This window comes from Ferrovibrio sp. (assembly GCF_046297595.1).
Lineage (GTDB): Bacteria > Pseudomonadota > Alphaproteobacteria > Ferrovibrionales > Ferrovibrionaceae > Ferrovibrio.
In genome coordinates, this window is sequence record NZ_JBKBHT010000004.1 from 112,752 (window position 1) to 126,852 (window position 14,101).

Genomic DNA, 14,101 nt, shown 5'->3' on the forward strand with positions numbered 1-14,101 from the left:
ACCGATTAAGCGGATTACTCTTTGCTCCAGTCGCGCGGGAACTGCACGCCGGCGGCGCGGATCTCGGCAACGAAGGCATTCAGCACCTGGGTACCCGGCAGGCCCTTGGAGTCGAGGTCCTTGGCCCAGGGCAGCGCCACGTTGGGCAGCACGGCGGCCCACTGCTTGCGCTCCGCAGGACTCAGTTCACGAACCTTGGCGCCGCCTTCCACCATCTTCTGCATCAGCGTGGCCGAGGTGGCGGTGAGCGTGGCGGCGAACTTGGCGTCGTATTCCGCGCCGACTTCCATGACGATCTTCTGTGCATCCTTGGGCAGCTTGTCGAAGACGCGCTTGCTCATCACCAATGCGCCGGCGAACTGGGCGCCGTAATTCACCTTGGTGATGTGTGGGGCAACCTCGGTCAGCTTGGCCGGGAAGGCGCCGGTGGCGAAGGTCAGCGCGCCTTCGGTCACGCCGGTCTGGATGTCGTTGTAGTAGGTCTGCAGCGTGCCGGCCACGGCCACCGCACCGGTGCCCTTCACCCAGTTGGCCGAGGGGCCGGGGGCGTTGATCTTCTTGCCGTTCAGGTCTTCCAGCTTGTTGATCGGGGTCTTCGTGAACAGGTGATAGCTGTCGAGGCCGGTGCCGCCGAGGAAGACCATGTTGTTCTTGGTCCAGGCTTCGGCCATGGCCGGAATCTTGGCCTGCATGTTCTTGATCGCCTTCGACATCACGGCGATATCGTCGGTCATGAACGGAGCAACATAGGACACGTTCTGCAGCGGGAATTTCGGCGCCTCGAAGATGGTCGAGACGAAGGCCAGTTCAGCCAGGCCGTCCTTGATCGCGCCGGATTCGCTGCCCAGTTTCACGGCGGTACCGCCCCAGGCCTTGGTCCACTCGAACTTCGCCTTGCTGCCGGCGGCGGCCAGGCGCTTGTCGACCTCGGGGATGAAGAATTCGTCGGCCAGTTTCACCCAGGGGAAGATCACCGGATGGCCCGCCACAGCGGTCATCTTGACAGTCTGCGCCTGTGCATTGGCGGCCAGCAGCAGGGCGGCGGTGGCGCCGATGGTGCAGGCAAGGGTCTTGATCGCGGTCATTGGTTTCCTCCCGAAGGTTATCCGCGGTTATTGGTTGACGGCACCCTCCAATCGTTTGCCGGCGCCGTCGGGGCCGAAACAGAAATCGTAGGTATGGCTCAGATGGTGATGCAGCATGGCGCAGCCTTCGTTTGCCTTGCGCGCCAGCACCAGGTCCATGAGCTGCCTGTGTTCGTCCATGATGCCGGTGCCCTGTTCGACCAGGAAATTCTGCATCATGCCGTGGCGGTAGCGTTCGGCCTGGTCGTAGAGCCGGCTCTGTTCGTCCAGCAGGCGCGGCGAACCGCAGGCGGCGATCAGGGCGACATGGAAGGCTTTGTGCAGTTCGCCGAATTCGGCCAGGTTCTCCACCGGTCGCCCGCCCAGGCGTGCGACATAGCGGTCCAGCCGGTGGTAGGCGGCCAGGATGCCGGCTTCCCAGGCATCGTCGCCGCGGTCTATGGCGCGTTTCAGCGCCGCGGTCTCGATCACCTGGCGGGCGATGGTGATATCGGCCAGATCGTCCGGGCTCATGGCGGCGACGCGGAAGCCACGCTGGCTTTCCACCGACACGAAGCCTTGGCTGATTAGCCGGGCCAGTGCCTCGCGCAGGGGGCTGGCGCTCAGGCCGTAGCGGGTTTTCAGGTCGTCGATCTGCAGCTTGGCGCCGGGCGGGAACAGGCCGGCGATGATGTCGGAGCGAATACTACGGTATGCGAACTCGGTCAGGCTGCCAGCTTCGGCTGCCAGATCGCGGATATCCGCTTTTGTCCTCCCGTCGGTCATGGGGGTACTCTGTGAGGGGGAGGGGGAGGCTGTCAACGACAAAAAGAAAAAAAATCGACAAAATAAATTTCCATCGTTATTCTTAAGCCGTGAAGCCGCCTGTCAGAGTCGGCCCAATGGATTTCCTTGGGAGGAAATATGCCCCGTCGCTTCGTCGACCTCTCCATCTATCTCGAAAACGACGTGCAGTCCGATCCGCCGGGTTTCAGCCCGAAGATCGAATATATCCGCCACCAGCAAAGCGCGTCCGACGTCATCAAGTTCTTCCCCGGCCTGAAGGAGGAAGACCTGCCCGATGCCGAAGGCTGGGCGGTGGAGAACGTGACGCTCAACACCCATAACGGCACGCATCTGGATGCGCCGTATCATTTCCATTCGACCATGAACCACGGCGAACGCGCCTGGACCATCGACGAGGTGCCGCTGGACTGGTGCTTCGGCGACGGCGTGAAGCTCGATTTCACCAAGCTGCCCGACGGTTACGTGGTGACCGACAAGGATGTGGAAGCCGAACTGAAGCGCATCGGTTATGAGCTGAAGGAACACGACATCGTCGTGGTCAACACCGCCGCCGGCAAGGCCTATGGCCAGCCGAACTATGTCAGCACCGGCTGCGGCATGGGCTACAGGGCTACGATGTATCTGCTGGAGCGCGGCGTGCGCGTCACCGGCACCGATGCCTGGAGCTGGGATGCGCCCTTCGTGCATACGGCCGAGAAATTCAAGGAAAGCCACGATGCGTCGCTGATCTGGGAAGGCCACAAGGCCGGTCGCCATATCGGCTACTGCCATCTGGAAAAGCTGCATAACCTGGAAGTGCTGCCGCCGTTTGGCTTCACCATCTCCTGCTTCCCGCACAAGATCCGCGGTGCCTCCGCCGGCTGGACCCGCGCGGTTGCTATTTTCGAGGAATAAACATCTATGAAATTCTGCACTTTCAGCCATCCGGCGCGCGGTTCGGGAATCAATGGCCTTGGGCGCCCCGGCGTGCTCACCAGCGATGGTGCCTTCATCGTCGATCTGGGCGAGGTATTTCCCGACATCCTCTCCATCATCAAGGGCGGCGACGAGGCCAAGGCCAAAGCCCGCGCCCTGCAGGAGAAGGCGGAAATCCGCGTGCCGCTGAGCGAAGCCAAGCTGCATGCGCCCGTGCCGGTGCCCGAACAGATCCGTGATTCCATGCTGTTTGAGAAGCATGTGCAGCAGGCGATGGAGCGCATCGCCATCATGCGCAAACCGATCCTTGGTCCGCTGCTGGTCAAGCTGGGCATGATCAAGGTGGCGCCGACCTGGTACCAGATTCCGATCTATTACAAGTCCAACCGGTTCTCGGTGAACGGCCCGGACGGCGACGTGGTCTGGCCGCGCTACAGCCAGGTGATGGATTTCGAACTGGAATTCGGCTTCTTCCTCGGCAAGGGCGGCAAGAACATCAAGGCCAGCGAGGCGCGCGACCACATCTTCGGCTTCACCATCTTCAACGACTTCTCGGCGCGTGATGCCCAGAGCATCGAGATGCAGAGCATGCTGGGCCCCTGCAAGGGCAAGGATTTCGACACCGGCAACAGCATGGGGCCGTTCCTGGTGACGCTGGACGAGATCGGCGATCCCTATAACTTACGCATGCAGGCGCGCGTGAATGGCGAAACTTGGTGCGACAGCAATTCCAGCACCATTCATCATACCTTCGAGGACCTGCTGGCCCGCGTCTCGGCTGACGAGACCGTGCATGCCGGCGAATTCTTCGGCTCGGGCACGGTGGGCGACGGCTGCGGCCTGGAACATGGCCGTTACCTGAAGGATGGCGATGTGGTGGAGCTGGAGGTCGAGAAGATCGGCATCCTGCGCAACCGCGTGGTCAGGCAGAAATAAACGGGGCCTCCGGCAATCCGGGTATATCGACGCCTATGCTGAAGATGCCGCCCGCCAGCGGCATCTTCTCCAGCTCTTCGGCTGTGTGTTTCTGGCGCGCCGTGGTGATGAACAGGGTGCGCAGATCGGGTCCGCCGAAGCAGGGCATGGTCGGCGCCTTCACCGGCAGGTGGATTTCGCGCAGGCGTTCGCCGGCGGGCGAAAACTGCACCACCTTGCCGGCGCCATAGAGCGCCAGCCAGTAATTGCCGGCGCTGTCCACAGTCGCGCCGTCGGGTCGTTCGCCGCTGCCGCGCAGGTCGAGGAACAGGCGACGGTTCGACAGCGTCGCCGTGGCAATGTCGTAATCATAGGCCTGCACCTGCATAGCCGGTGTATCGGCGTGATACAGGATGCGGCCATCGGGGCTCCAGGCCAGGCCGTTCGATGTGGCGATGGCGCCGGGCAGCCCTGCTTCGATAAAACGCGTGCCGTCAAAGCGATAGAGTGCGCCATGAGGCTGGCGGTCGTCGGTGATGGTGCCGACCCAGAAACGACCCTGGCGGTCGCAGCGGCCATCGTTGAAACGCATCAGCTGAGTATCATAGGGCGCGGACGCCAGCCGGTTATGCCGTCCCTGTTCCAGGTCGAGCCGATAGAGACCGTCGCGCAGCGCGGCGATCAGCTCGCCATCGGAGGCGAACGCGATGCAGCCGATGGCGGCCGGCATCGGCCAGTGCCGGTGGGCGCCGCTCGCCGGATCGTACCGATGCAGGGCGGGCGTGTTGATGTCGACGAACCAGAGCGCCTGCTCCGCAACCGACCAGACCGGCGATTCCGCCAGGTCGAAATGACCATCGAGGATGCAGGCCGGTTCCGTCATCCTGTTGTCTCTGCCAGGTCGGCGACATATTCGCCCAGCGCCAGCGATGCCGTCAGGCCCGGGCTTTCGATGCCGAACAGGTTGATCAGGCCGGGCAGGCCGGTTTGTTCGGGGCCGTGGATGACAAAGTCGTCGGCCTTGCTGCCCGATGGCGACAGCTTGGGCCGGATGCCGGCATAGCCTGGCTGGATCGCGCCATCGGGCAGGCCGGGCCAGTAGCGCCGCACGGCGGCATAGAATTTTTCGCCGCGCGCCGGGTCCACCGCGTAGTCGATGGCATCGATCCACTCCACATCGGGGCCGAAGCGCATCTGGCCGCCCAGGTCGATGGTGACATGGGTGCCCAGCCCGCCGGGTTCGGGCACCGGATAGATCAACCGGGAGAATGGCGGCTTCATGCCGGAGAGAATGAAGTAATTGCCCTTGGCGTAGTAGCAGCCCGGTACGCTCTCGGGCCGTATGCCTGCGATCGAGGCGGCGATGCGCTGGGCCGAAAGTCCTGCGGCATTCACCACCAGCCGGGCTTTCAACTGCATCGGATCCTGTCCGCCGGTCTCGATCACGATGCCACCGTTTGTTGCCGCGCCGCGCAGCACGGGCGATCCCAGCGCCAGCATGGCGCCGTGGTCTTCCGCCTCGCCCTGAAAGGCCAGCATCAGGCCATGGCTGTCGATGATGCCGGTGGAGGGCGAGAGCAGGGCGGCAACGCAGTGAAGCTGCGGCTCCAGTGCCAGTGCCTGGTCGCGGGTGAGCCATTGCAGGTCGTCGACGCCGTTGGCTTCGGCCTTTTTCTTCAGGGCCTCCAGATCGGCGATCTGTGCTTCATCGGCGGCGACGATCAGTTTGCCGCAGCGCTGATGCGCGATGCCGCGCTCGACGCAATAGGCATAGAGGGCCTGCTTGCCGGCCACGCAAAATCGCGCCTTCAGGCTGCCGGCGGGATAATAGATGCCGGCATGGATCACTTCGGAATTGCGCGAGCTGGTCTCGCTGCCGATCAGGCCGGCGGCCTCGACGATCACCACCTCGCGGCCGCGCCGCGCCAGGGCGCGGGCCACGCCCAGACCGACCACACCGGCTCCGATTACCAGACACTCCACCGTATCCATTCGCCGCCATTCTCCTGCTCGATCCGTCCGTTATCGGCAGGCCGGCGGAGCATGGCAAGCCCTGTCCGGCCGCCCGGTGAGAGGCCCAATGGATAACCATCCGGATAACCCGCGGGGGCGCTTGACTTCTCCCGGCCGGGGCCGTAAAGACACGCCTCGGTCGCGACGGTCGCTTATCCGGACCCTGCACCGCCTGCCCAGGTGGCGGAATTGGTAGACGCGCTAGCTTCAGGTGCTAGTGACCGAAAGGTCGTGTAAGTTCGAGTCTTATCCTGGGCACCAATTCCTCGATTGCCGCGCCGGATTCCGAGCGCACCCGCAAGAGAGTGCCGCACCCTAGAGAGTGCATCGCGAATGGCCATCACCGTATATCAGAACGACTTGCCGGCCGGTCTCGATCTTGGCCCATCGGTGGCCGTGGATACCGAGACCATGGGCCTGCGCACCCTGCGCGACCGGCTTTGCGTCGTGCAACTCTCGTCGGGCGATGGCAATGCCCATCTGGTCCAGTTCCGCGCCGGCAGCGGCTATGACGCGCCGAACCTGAAGCGGCTGCTGGAAAATCCGAAAATCCTGAAGCTGTTCCACTTCGCCCGGTTCGACCTGGCGGCGCTGAAACAGTATCTGGGCGCCGAGACCACGCCGGTCTACTGCACCCGTACAGCCTCCAAGCTCGTGCGCACCTTCACGGACCGCCATGGCCTGAAGGACCTCTGCCGGGACCTGATCGGGGTGGAAATCTCCAAGCAGGAGCAGTCTTCAGACTGGGGTGCGCAGGATTTGACCGAGGCGCAGCAGCGTTATGCCGCGTCCGATGTGCTGCATCTGCACCAGCTCAAGGCAGTGCTGGATGGCATGCTTGCCCGCGAGGGTCGTGCCGTCCTGGCCCAGGCCTGTTTCGACTTCCTGCCGGCCCGGGCCGCGCTGGATCTGGCCGGCTGGCCGGAAGACGACATTTTCGCGCATTAATTCTTAGCCTGCCTGAGGAATCAGGCAGCAGACGGTCGGCCGGGTTTGCAATTTGGCGACCGATTCTCCATATTTGGCACGATTCTTGTTAGTGTCCTGCAAGTCGTGGGTAGCTCATGACCTCCGCGCCGTCCGCCGCGCGCGCCAAACGCGCCGGAAAGAAATCTGCGAAAGCCGTCGCCAAGGGGAAACGGTCATCCGCTGCCCAATCATCCGCTGCCCGGACTGCCGCCGGAGCCAAGGTGGTGCAGGTCGCCGGCCGGCAGGGCTCGTCCACTCCCGATATTGCCGCCGCCCGCCGCGTCCTGCTGATGGAGGCCAATGGCTTGGCGGCCCTGGCCGCAGGCCTGACCGAAAGTTTTGATCGCGCCATCGACCTGCTGCTCGGCGTCAGCGGCAGCAACCCCGGCCTTTCGAGCGGCGTGCGCGGCCGCGTGATCGTGTCGGGCATGGGCAAGAGCGGCCATGTCGGCCGCAAGATCGCTGCCACCCTTGCCTCCACGGGCACGCCGGCCTTTTTCGTGCATCCGGCCGAAGCCAGCCATGGCGATCTGGGCATGGTGATGCAGGGCGATGTGCTGCTCTGCCTGTCGAATTCCGGCGACGTGCCCGAGATGGCCGACCTGATCGCCCATGCCAAACGGTTCGGGATCCCGCTGGTTGGCATCACGTCGAAAACCAGCTCGTCGCTGGGCCAGGCCTCGGATGTGGCCTTGATCCTGCCGCCGGTGGAAGAGGCCTGTCCGATGGGGCTGGCACCGACCACCTCGACCACCATGATGCTGGCCCTGGGCGATGCCCTGGCCGTGGCGCTGATGGAGCGCAAGGGCTTCACGCACGACCATTACCGGGTTTTCCATCCGGGCGGCCGCCTGGGCAAACAGCTCATCAAGGTCAGCGACCTGATGCATGCCGGTCCGGAAATGCCGCTGGTGGCGTCCGGCACGCCGATGCGCCAGGCGCTGGTCACCATGGCAGGCCGCAGTTTCGGCTGTATCGGCATCATCGGCGTCAAGGGGCGCGAAAAGGGCCGCCTGATCGGCATCATGACCGATGGCGATCTTCGCCGTCATATCGAAGGCGACCTGCTGGCGCAGACGGTGGATGCGGTGATGACCAAATCGCCGATCACCATCGGACCGCAGCAACTGGCCGTCGAGGCGCTGCGCCTGATGAACAGCCGTCGCATCACCGCGTTTTTCGTGGTCGAGCACGGGCGTCCAATCGGCATCCTGCACATGCACGATTGCGTGCGCGCCGGTATCACCTGATGCGGCGGGATTGCGCATGACCGCCGGCAGCGATCCCATCGGCTCCACGCCCCTGCCGCGTGAACGGACGGCCGGCTTCACGCCACGCAACGCCACGGCAGCGCTGGCGGGACTGACGCGTCGCCGCCGCTTCGTGCGCTTCATGAAATTCATCCTGCCGTTGATCGCCCTGGGCACGGTGGCCGCCGTCATTGCCTGGCCGCAGCTGTCGAAAAAGCACAACATGCTGCCGCTGACCTTCAGCGACGTCGACAGCGCCAACGCCGCCTTGGTGATGAACAATCCGCGTTACCGCGGTACCGACGCCAGCGGCCAGCCTTATATCGTCACGGCCGACCGCGCGGTGCAGGACCCGCAGGACGACAAGCAGGTGACGCTGGACAAGGTGCAGGCCGATATCACCATGAGCAATGGCGAATGGTGGTCGCTGACGGCCGATACCGGATTGTATCAGGGGGCACTGCAACTGCTGGATCTGTATGGCAACATCGCCGTGTTCGGCGACCGGGGCTATGAGATGCACGGCCATTCGGCCGAGATCAACCTGCAAACCAAGGTGGTCTCCAGCGACGACAAGGTCTGGGGTCATTCCGCGCTGGGCAAGATCAACGCCAATGGCATGCGGATTTACGACAGGGGGCAGCGTATTGTGTTTATCAACGGCGTGAAGACCACGATCTTCCCGCGCCAACAACGGGGATGATCGGAATGCGTCAGCCTGCGCTTTTCCTGTTCATGTTTGCGGCCGGCACGACCCTGGCGCTGGCGCCGGCTTTCGGCCAGGTCGGATTCACCGGACGGAAGAGCAGCGACCAGCCGATCGAGATCGCTTCCGATACCCTTGAGGTGCAGCAGGACAAGCAGCTTGCGATTTTCCGGGGCAATGTTGATGCCGTGCAGGGCGATATGCGCCTGCGCTCGGCCGAGCTCTATGTCTATTATCGCGAGCGGCAACCCGCCGGTACTGCCGCAGCGGCACCGCCGCGCCAGCCGGCTTCGGGCGGTCCGGATACCAGCTCGATCACCAAGATCGAGGCGAAAGGCGATGTGTTCGTCTCCACGCCGCAGGAACGCGGCCAGGGCGATTTCGGCGTCTATGACGTCGACAAGAAGACCATCACGCTGACCGGTAACGTCGTACTCAGCAACGATCAGGGCACGGTGCGCTGTGCCCGCGCCGTGATGCACCAGGATACTGGCCGCAGCACTTGCGATCCGGTTGCCGGCGGTCGTGTGCGCGGTGTCTTCGTACCCAAGAGCGACGAGCAACCGTCAAACGGCACGACACCGAAGGCCGGGGGGAAGCCCTGATGAATATCGAGGGCGAGAAATTCGGCAGCGATGGCCTGCGGCTGGTGGCGGAAAACGCGTTTCCCGGCCTGGCCGCGCATCGGCTGGGCAAGAGCTTCAAGAAGCGGCCGGTACTGCGCGACGTGTCATTGTATGTCCAGCGCGGCGAGGCCGTCGGCCTGCTTGGCCCAAACGGCGCAGGAAAGACAACCACCTTCTATATCATGACGGGGCTGATCAGGCCCGATCACGGCACCATCACGCTGGATGGCCACGATATCACCGGCCTGCCGATGTATCGCCGCGCCCGACTGGGCATGGGATATCTGCCGCAGGAAGCCTCGATCTTCCGCGGCTTGACGGTGGAGCAGAATATCCGCGCCGTGCTGGAACTGGTCGAGCCTGAAGCCGACCGTCGCGAGGCCATGCTGGACGACCTGCTGGCGGAATTCTCCATCACGCATCTGCGCCGTACGCCCGCCCTGGCCCTTTCAGGCGGCGAGCGGCGACGCTGCGAAATCGCGCGTGCCCTGGCGACTCAGCCGTCTTTCATGCTGCTGGACGAGCCGCTGGCCGGTATCGACCCAATCGCCGTGGGGGAAATCCGGCAACTGGTTTCGCATCTCAAGGATCGCGGCATCGGTGTGCTGATTACCGACCATAACGTGCGCGAAACCCTCGATATCATTGATCGTGCCTACATCCTACATGACGGCAAAGTCCTGATGGAAGGCAGCCCAAACGAGATCGTCGCCGACGAGAATGTGCGGCGCGTCTATCTCGGCGAACGGTTCAGCTGGTGACGGGGTTCTAGCCTATGGCCCTCGGTCCCCGTCTCGAGCTCAGGCAGGGGCAAGCCCTTGTCATGACGCCGCAGCTGCAGCAGGCGATCAAACTGCTGCAGCTTTCCAATCTCGAACTGATGGCCTATGTGGAGCAGGAGCTCGAGCGCAATCCGTTGCTGGAGCGCGTTGATGGCGAGAATCCTGGCGGCGAGGACGGCAAGGACCCATTCGAGGTGGCCGAAGTAGCGCCGGGCGTCGAACGGCTTGATCTCGGTTCCGACGGCATAACCGAAAAGGCGCGTGAAGCGCTGGATGTCGACAGCGAAGCCGACAGCACCTTCAATAACGACAGCGGTTACGATGCCATGGGCCCGGAGGGTGGTCTGGGCAGCAATTACATCAACGGTCGTGGCGGCGATTCGCGTTTCGAGGACGAGAGCGGCGGGCTGGAGAACAGCCTGACCGAGACGCGCAGTCTGCGCGAACATGTGCAGGACCAATGGCTGCTGATGCCAGCCAATGCCGGCGATCGCCTGATCGGGCAGGCCCTGATCGATGCTCTGGATGAGGCGGGCTATCTCACCGAGCCGCTGGAGGATATCGCCACGCGGCTCGGCGTCGGAGCCGATGACGTGGAAGCCGTTCTGCTCGATCTGCAGACCATCGAACCGGCCGGCCTGTTCGCGCGCTCGCTGAAGGAGTGCCTGGCGCTGCAGTTGCGCGAGCGTGACCGGCTCGATCCGGCCATGCAGGCCCTGCTGGATAACCTGGAGTTTTTGGCCAAGCGCGATATTGCCGGATTGATGCGGATTTGCGGCGTCGATCAGGAAGACATCGCCGACATGGTGCAGGAAATCCGCGCCCTGAACCCGAAGCCAGGCCTGCTGTTCGGCGGCGAGCCGGTGCAGACCCTGATTCCCGACGTCTATGTCCGGCGCGGCAATGACGGCAGCTGGATGGTCGAGTTGAACAGCGACACCCTGCCGCGCGTTCTGGTCAACAGCCGCTATTACGCCAAGGTGACGCGGGCAGAGAAGGCCTCGGCCGCCGGCCAGGACAAGCAGACCAAGAGTTACATGTCGGATTGCCTCAACTCGGCGAACTGGCTGGTAAAGTCACTCGATCAGCGCGCCCAGACGATCCTGAAGGTGGCCAGCGAAATCGTACGCCAGCAGGATGCCTTCCTGCGCCATGGCGTGGCGCATCTCAAACCGCTGAACCTGCGCGCTGTGGCCGAGGCGATCGAGATGCATGAAAGCACGGTCAGCCGCGTCACCTCCAACAAGACGATGGCGACGCCGCGCGGCATTTTCGAGATGAAGTATTTCTTCACCGCCAGCATCGCAGCCACCGATGGCGGCGAGGCGTTCTCGGCGGAATCGATCCGTCATCGTATCAAGACCCTAATCGATGCAGAGCCGGCCGACGACGTGCTGTCTGACGACAAGATAGTCGAGCTTCTGGCCGGCAAGGGCGTTGATATCGCCCGGCGCACGGTTGCCAAATACCGTGAAGCGATGAACATTCCTTCATCCGTGGAACGCCGGCGGCTGAAAAAGGCCGGCCTGCTGAAAAGCGCCTGAGGTCATGACTGATATAGCGCCGCTGTTTGAGAGCAATCGTGCCTGGGCCATGTCGAAGCTGAGGGGTGATCCCGGCTTTTTCGACCGCCTGACGCATCAGCAGAATCCGGCCTATCTGTGGATCGGCTGCGCCGACAGCCGCGTGCCTGCGAATGAAATCGTCGGGCTGGACCCGGGCGAGTTATTCGTGCACCGCAATGTGGCCAACCTGGTGCATCCGGCGGACATGAACTGCCTGGCGGTACTGCAGTATGCGATTGAGTTCCTGCAGGTGAAGCACGTGATCGTGACCGGTCATTATGGTTGTGGCGGCGTGCGCGCGGCCATGAAGCCGCAGCAACTCGGCCTGATCGACCACTGGCTGCGACCGATCCGGGACGTTTACGACAAGAACCAGGACGAACTCTCGACTATCATCGACGAGTACAAACGCCTTAACGCTCTATGTGAAATGAACGTGCGCGAACAGGTTCTCAATCTGGCAAAGACCACGATTGTCCAGAACGCATGGCACCGCGGCCAGGAGCTGAGCCTACATGGCTGGGTCTATGGCATTTCGAATGGCTTGATCCGCGATCTTGGCGTTACCATATCGAATCCGCAGGCTCTGGCGGATATTTTCCGCACGGAATCGAACCCGGAGCGGCGCTAGGCCGGTGGTTAACGCATCTGCAACCGAGAAGGTTGTGGATATTAAGAAAATCAATGAGTTAGGAGGCGCCTATGCAGTTGACAGTCACAGGGGGCTTCTCTATGGTCCGCGACCGCATGACGGGCGCGATGCGCCGTACTACAATCATGCCCTGACCGATCGAACTCGGATTTCGAGACATCATGAAAATCCTGACTTCCGGACAGCAGCTCGACCTCGGTGAATCGCTTCGCACCTATGTCGAGGAGCATCTCTCTGCGGCAGTGTCCAAATACATGGACAATGCGATTGAGGCCCAGGTGGTGTTCCGCCGCGAAGGCGGAATGTATCATTGCCATTGCTCGGTGCATGTCGGCACCGGGATCGATGCGCAGGCCGAGGCAGAGGGTAATGAAATCTATCTCAGCTTCGATCAGGCACTCGAAAAACTGGCGAAGCAGATTCGGCGCGACAAGCGCAAGCGGCGCAATCATCATGCGCGGCTGCCCGATGCCGGAGATGTCGCCTGATCATCCGCGAGGATGACAGATGCGACATGGCATTCAGCCGCGGAGGCATTTTTCCCGATGGAAATCTTTCAGCTCTTGAGCCCTGACGGCGTCATCGCCAACCTCAAGGCCAACAGCAAGAAGCAGGCGCTGCAGGAACTCTCTGCGCGCGCTGCCAAGATCACCGGCCAGCATGAGCGGGCGATCTTTGACACCCTGCTGGAGCGCGAGCGCCTGGGAACCACCGGTGTGGGGAATGGCATTGCGATCCCGCATGGCCGGCTGGCGGGCCTGGACAAGCTCTATGGCCTGTTCGCCCGCGTCGAACGACCGATCGATTTCGATTCGATCGACGAAATGCCGGTTGATCTGGTTTTCCTGCTGCTGGCCCCGGAATCGGCGGGCGCCGATCACCTCAAGGCGTTGGCCCGGGTGTCGCGCCTGCTGCGCGACAAGGCCGTGTGCGAAAAGTTGCGTGGCGCCGAGAGTGCGGACGCGATCTACGCTTTGTTGACGGACAGCCCGGCCAGCCATGCTGCCTGAAAACGGGCGGTAGCCCCGGCTGCTGTAAGATACAGGTAAGCGTTAGCGCCAATCCTGTATCGGCAACATCCCGTCAGGAAACCCGGAATGATCACCCGCTTTGCATTCGTTCTGGCCGCGTCTCTGGCTTTTGTCGGTTGCGCGCCAGTCCCACAGGCACCCATTGCCGATCCGCCTTTAGCAAGCGGACTTGGCCGAGTTTATTTCTATCGCACGACATTCAGTATTGGCAGCGACAGCGGCCTGTTGGGTAACGTTGCCAAGCCTGTACTAATGCTGGATGGCAGGCCTGTGGCCGAGGCGTCGCCCGGCAGCGTGTTTTTCTGTGACGTGGCGCCCGGTCGTCATCAAGTGACGGTTCGGGCCAACCAGGCATACAGTCTGACCATCACGTCGGTACCGAATCAGGCAAACTATGTGAAGCTCGATTGGGGCGTGGTTGGCTTGACGGGCCAGAGCCATGTTTCCGAAGCAAGCGCCGCCGTGGGTGGGCAAGAGATCGAAGGGCGGCCTCGAATCGCGGCCACCTGCCCGCAGGCAGGTGGCTGACGCGGCTTTGTCTTAGTGCAAGCTGACCGGTATCAGATCGTTCTGCACTGCGGCGGCAAACGCCAGGTCACGGGCTGGCGCCCAGCCAAGCTGGGTGCCATTGGCCGAGAAGATACCCCAGCCATCGCCTTCCGGCATATGCACCGGCCGCACATAGGCCAGGTCCGGCGCGCCCAGATTGGCGAAGCCCTCAGCCGTCATCGCCGGATAGAGCGGATTGTTATTGTAATAGGCATTATCGTGGTTATTGGGGGTGCTCATGACTGTACTCCTTTCGT

Annotated in this window: 17 protein-coding genes and 1 tRNA gene; 13 read left to right on the plus strand and 5 right to left on the minus strand. The window is 62.8% G+C overall.

The window, feature by feature from the left end; all coding sequences use genetic code 11:
* Positions 1 to 14: 14 nt before the first annotated feature.
* Together ACK4FJ_RS12485 and ACK4FJ_RS12490 are read right to left on the minus strand one after the other, a co-directional pair.
* On the minus strand, positions 15 to 1,085 hold the full coding sequence (locus tag ACK4FJ_RS12485; protein ID WP_409766948.1) for a C4-dicarboxylate TRAP transporter substrate-binding protein: 1,071 nt from the start codon (positions 1,083 to 1,085) through the stop codon (positions 15 to 17).
* Between the two features lie 27 nt (positions 1,086 to 1,112).
* Positions 1,113 to 1,850 (minus strand): FCD domain-containing protein, encoded by a 738-nt coding sequence (locus ACK4FJ_RS12490; RefSeq protein WP_409766950.1) that lies wholly within the window; start codon positions 1,848 to 1,850, stop codon positions 1,113 to 1,115.
* A gap of 138 nt (positions 1,851 to 1,988) precedes the next feature.
* Between ACK4FJ_RS12490 and ACK4FJ_RS12495 the strand changes: the two genes are divergently transcribed.
* Both ACK4FJ_RS12495 and ACK4FJ_RS12500 read left to right on the plus strand, forming a co-directional pair.
* Positions 1,989 to 2,765: a cyclase family protein gene (locus tag ACK4FJ_RS12495; protein WP_409766952.1), complete on the plus strand. Its 777-nt coding sequence runs from the start codon at positions 1,989 to 1,991 to the stop codon at positions 2,763 to 2,765.
* A gap of 6 nt (positions 2,766 to 2,771) precedes the next feature.
* Entirely contained in the window at positions 2,772 to 3,722 is a 951-nt protein-coding gene (locus ACK4FJ_RS12500) for a fumarylacetoacetate hydrolase family protein (RefSeq protein ID WP_409766954.1), read from the plus strand.
* Here the strand turns inward: ACK4FJ_RS12500 and ACK4FJ_RS12505 are convergent.
* The gene (locus tag ACK4FJ_RS12505; RefSeq protein WP_409766956.1) at positions 3,709 to 4,584 is read right to left on the minus strand and encodes an SMP-30/gluconolactonase/LRE family protein; all 876 of its coding nucleotides are present in this window, start codon (positions 4,582 to 4,584) and stop codon (positions 3,709 to 3,711) included. The two genes, ACK4FJ_RS12500 and ACK4FJ_RS12505, sit on opposite strands and share 14 nt — an antisense overlap.
* Positions 4,581 to 5,693, minus strand: coding sequence for an NAD(P)/FAD-dependent oxidoreductase (locus tag ACK4FJ_RS12510; protein WP_409766958.1), 1,113 nt, complete (start codon positions 5,691 to 5,693; stop codon positions 4,581 to 4,583). The genes ACK4FJ_RS12505 and ACK4FJ_RS12510 overlap by 4 nt, the downstream gene beginning before the upstream one ends.
* A gap of 195 nt (positions 5,694 to 5,888) precedes the next feature.
* Between ACK4FJ_RS12510 and ACK4FJ_RS12515 the strand changes: the two genes are divergently transcribed.
* From ACK4FJ_RS12515 to ACK4FJ_RS12565, 11 genes are all read left to right on the plus strand, one after another.
* Positions 5,889 to 5,975, plus strand: a tRNA-Leu gene (locus ACK4FJ_RS12515).
* 72 nt (positions 5,976 to 6,047) lie between these two features.
* Positions 6,048 to 6,662: a ribonuclease D gene (locus tag ACK4FJ_RS12520; protein ID WP_409766960.1), complete on the plus strand. Its 615-nt coding sequence runs from the start codon at positions 6,048 to 6,050 to the stop codon at positions 6,660 to 6,662.
* Between the two features lie 242 nt (positions 6,663 to 6,904).
* Positions 6,905 to 7,933, plus strand: a complete 1,029-nt coding sequence (locus ACK4FJ_RS12525) for an SIS domain-containing protein (RefSeq protein WP_409766962.1) — start codon at positions 6,905 to 6,907, stop codon at positions 7,931 to 7,933.
* Positions 7,934 to 7,949: 16 nt separating this feature from the next.
* A complete protein-coding gene (gene lptC, locus ACK4FJ_RS12530) occupies positions 7,950 to 8,636 on the plus strand; it encodes an LPS export ABC transporter periplasmic protein LptC (RefSeq protein ID WP_409766964.1) in 687 nt (228 codons plus the stop codon).
* A gap of 5 nt (positions 8,637 to 8,641) precedes the next feature.
* Complete coding sequence (locus tag ACK4FJ_RS12535) at positions 8,642 to 9,244, plus strand: LptA/OstA family protein (RefSeq protein ID WP_409766965.1); 603 nt, start codon at positions 8,642 to 8,644, stop codon at positions 9,242 to 9,244.
* Positions 9,244 to 10,026, plus strand: a complete 783-nt coding sequence (gene lptB, locus ACK4FJ_RS12540) for an LPS export ABC transporter ATP-binding protein (RefSeq protein WP_409766967.1) — start codon at positions 9,244 to 9,246, stop codon at positions 10,024 to 10,026. Before ACK4FJ_RS12535 ends, lptB begins: the two co-directional genes overlap by 1 nt.
* 14 nt (positions 10,027 to 10,040) lie before the next feature.
* The gene (gene rpoN / locus ACK4FJ_RS12545) at positions 10,041 to 11,591 is read left to right on the plus strand and encodes an RNA polymerase factor sigma-54 (protein ID WP_409766969.1); all 1,551 of its coding nucleotides are present in this window, start codon (positions 10,041 to 10,043) and stop codon (positions 11,589 to 11,591) included.
* Between the two features lie 4 nt (positions 11,592 to 11,595).
* A complete protein-coding gene (can, locus tag ACK4FJ_RS12550; protein ID WP_409766971.1) occupies positions 11,596 to 12,243 on the plus strand; it encodes a carbonate dehydratase in 648 nt (215 codons plus the stop codon).
* A 182-nt stretch (positions 12,244 to 12,425) separates the two neighbouring features.
* Positions 12,426 to 12,752, plus strand: a complete 327-nt coding sequence (hpf, locus tag ACK4FJ_RS12555) for a ribosome hibernation-promoting factor, HPF/YfiA family (protein WP_409766973.1) — start codon at positions 12,426 to 12,428, stop codon at positions 12,750 to 12,752.
* A gap of 57 nt (positions 12,753 to 12,809) precedes the next feature.
* The gene (ptsN, locus tag ACK4FJ_RS12560) at positions 12,810 to 13,274 is read left to right on the plus strand and encodes a PTS IIA-like nitrogen regulatory protein PtsN (protein ID WP_374299631.1); all 465 of its coding nucleotides are present in this window, start codon (positions 12,810 to 12,812) and stop codon (positions 13,272 to 13,274) included.
* An 87-nt stretch (positions 13,275 to 13,361) separates the two neighbouring features.
* The gene (locus tag ACK4FJ_RS12565) at positions 13,362 to 13,823 is read left to right on the plus strand and encodes a hypothetical protein (RefSeq protein WP_409766975.1); all 462 of its coding nucleotides are present in this window, start codon (positions 13,362 to 13,364) and stop codon (positions 13,821 to 13,823) included.
* A gap of 12 nt (positions 13,824 to 13,835) precedes the next feature.
* Here the strand turns inward: ACK4FJ_RS12565 and ACK4FJ_RS12570 are convergent, their stop codons facing one another.
* Entirely contained in the window at positions 13,836 to 14,084 is a 249-nt protein-coding gene (locus ACK4FJ_RS12570; protein WP_409766977.1) for a DUF1150 family protein, read from the minus strand.
* Positions 14,085 to 14,101: the final 17 nt, after the last annotated feature.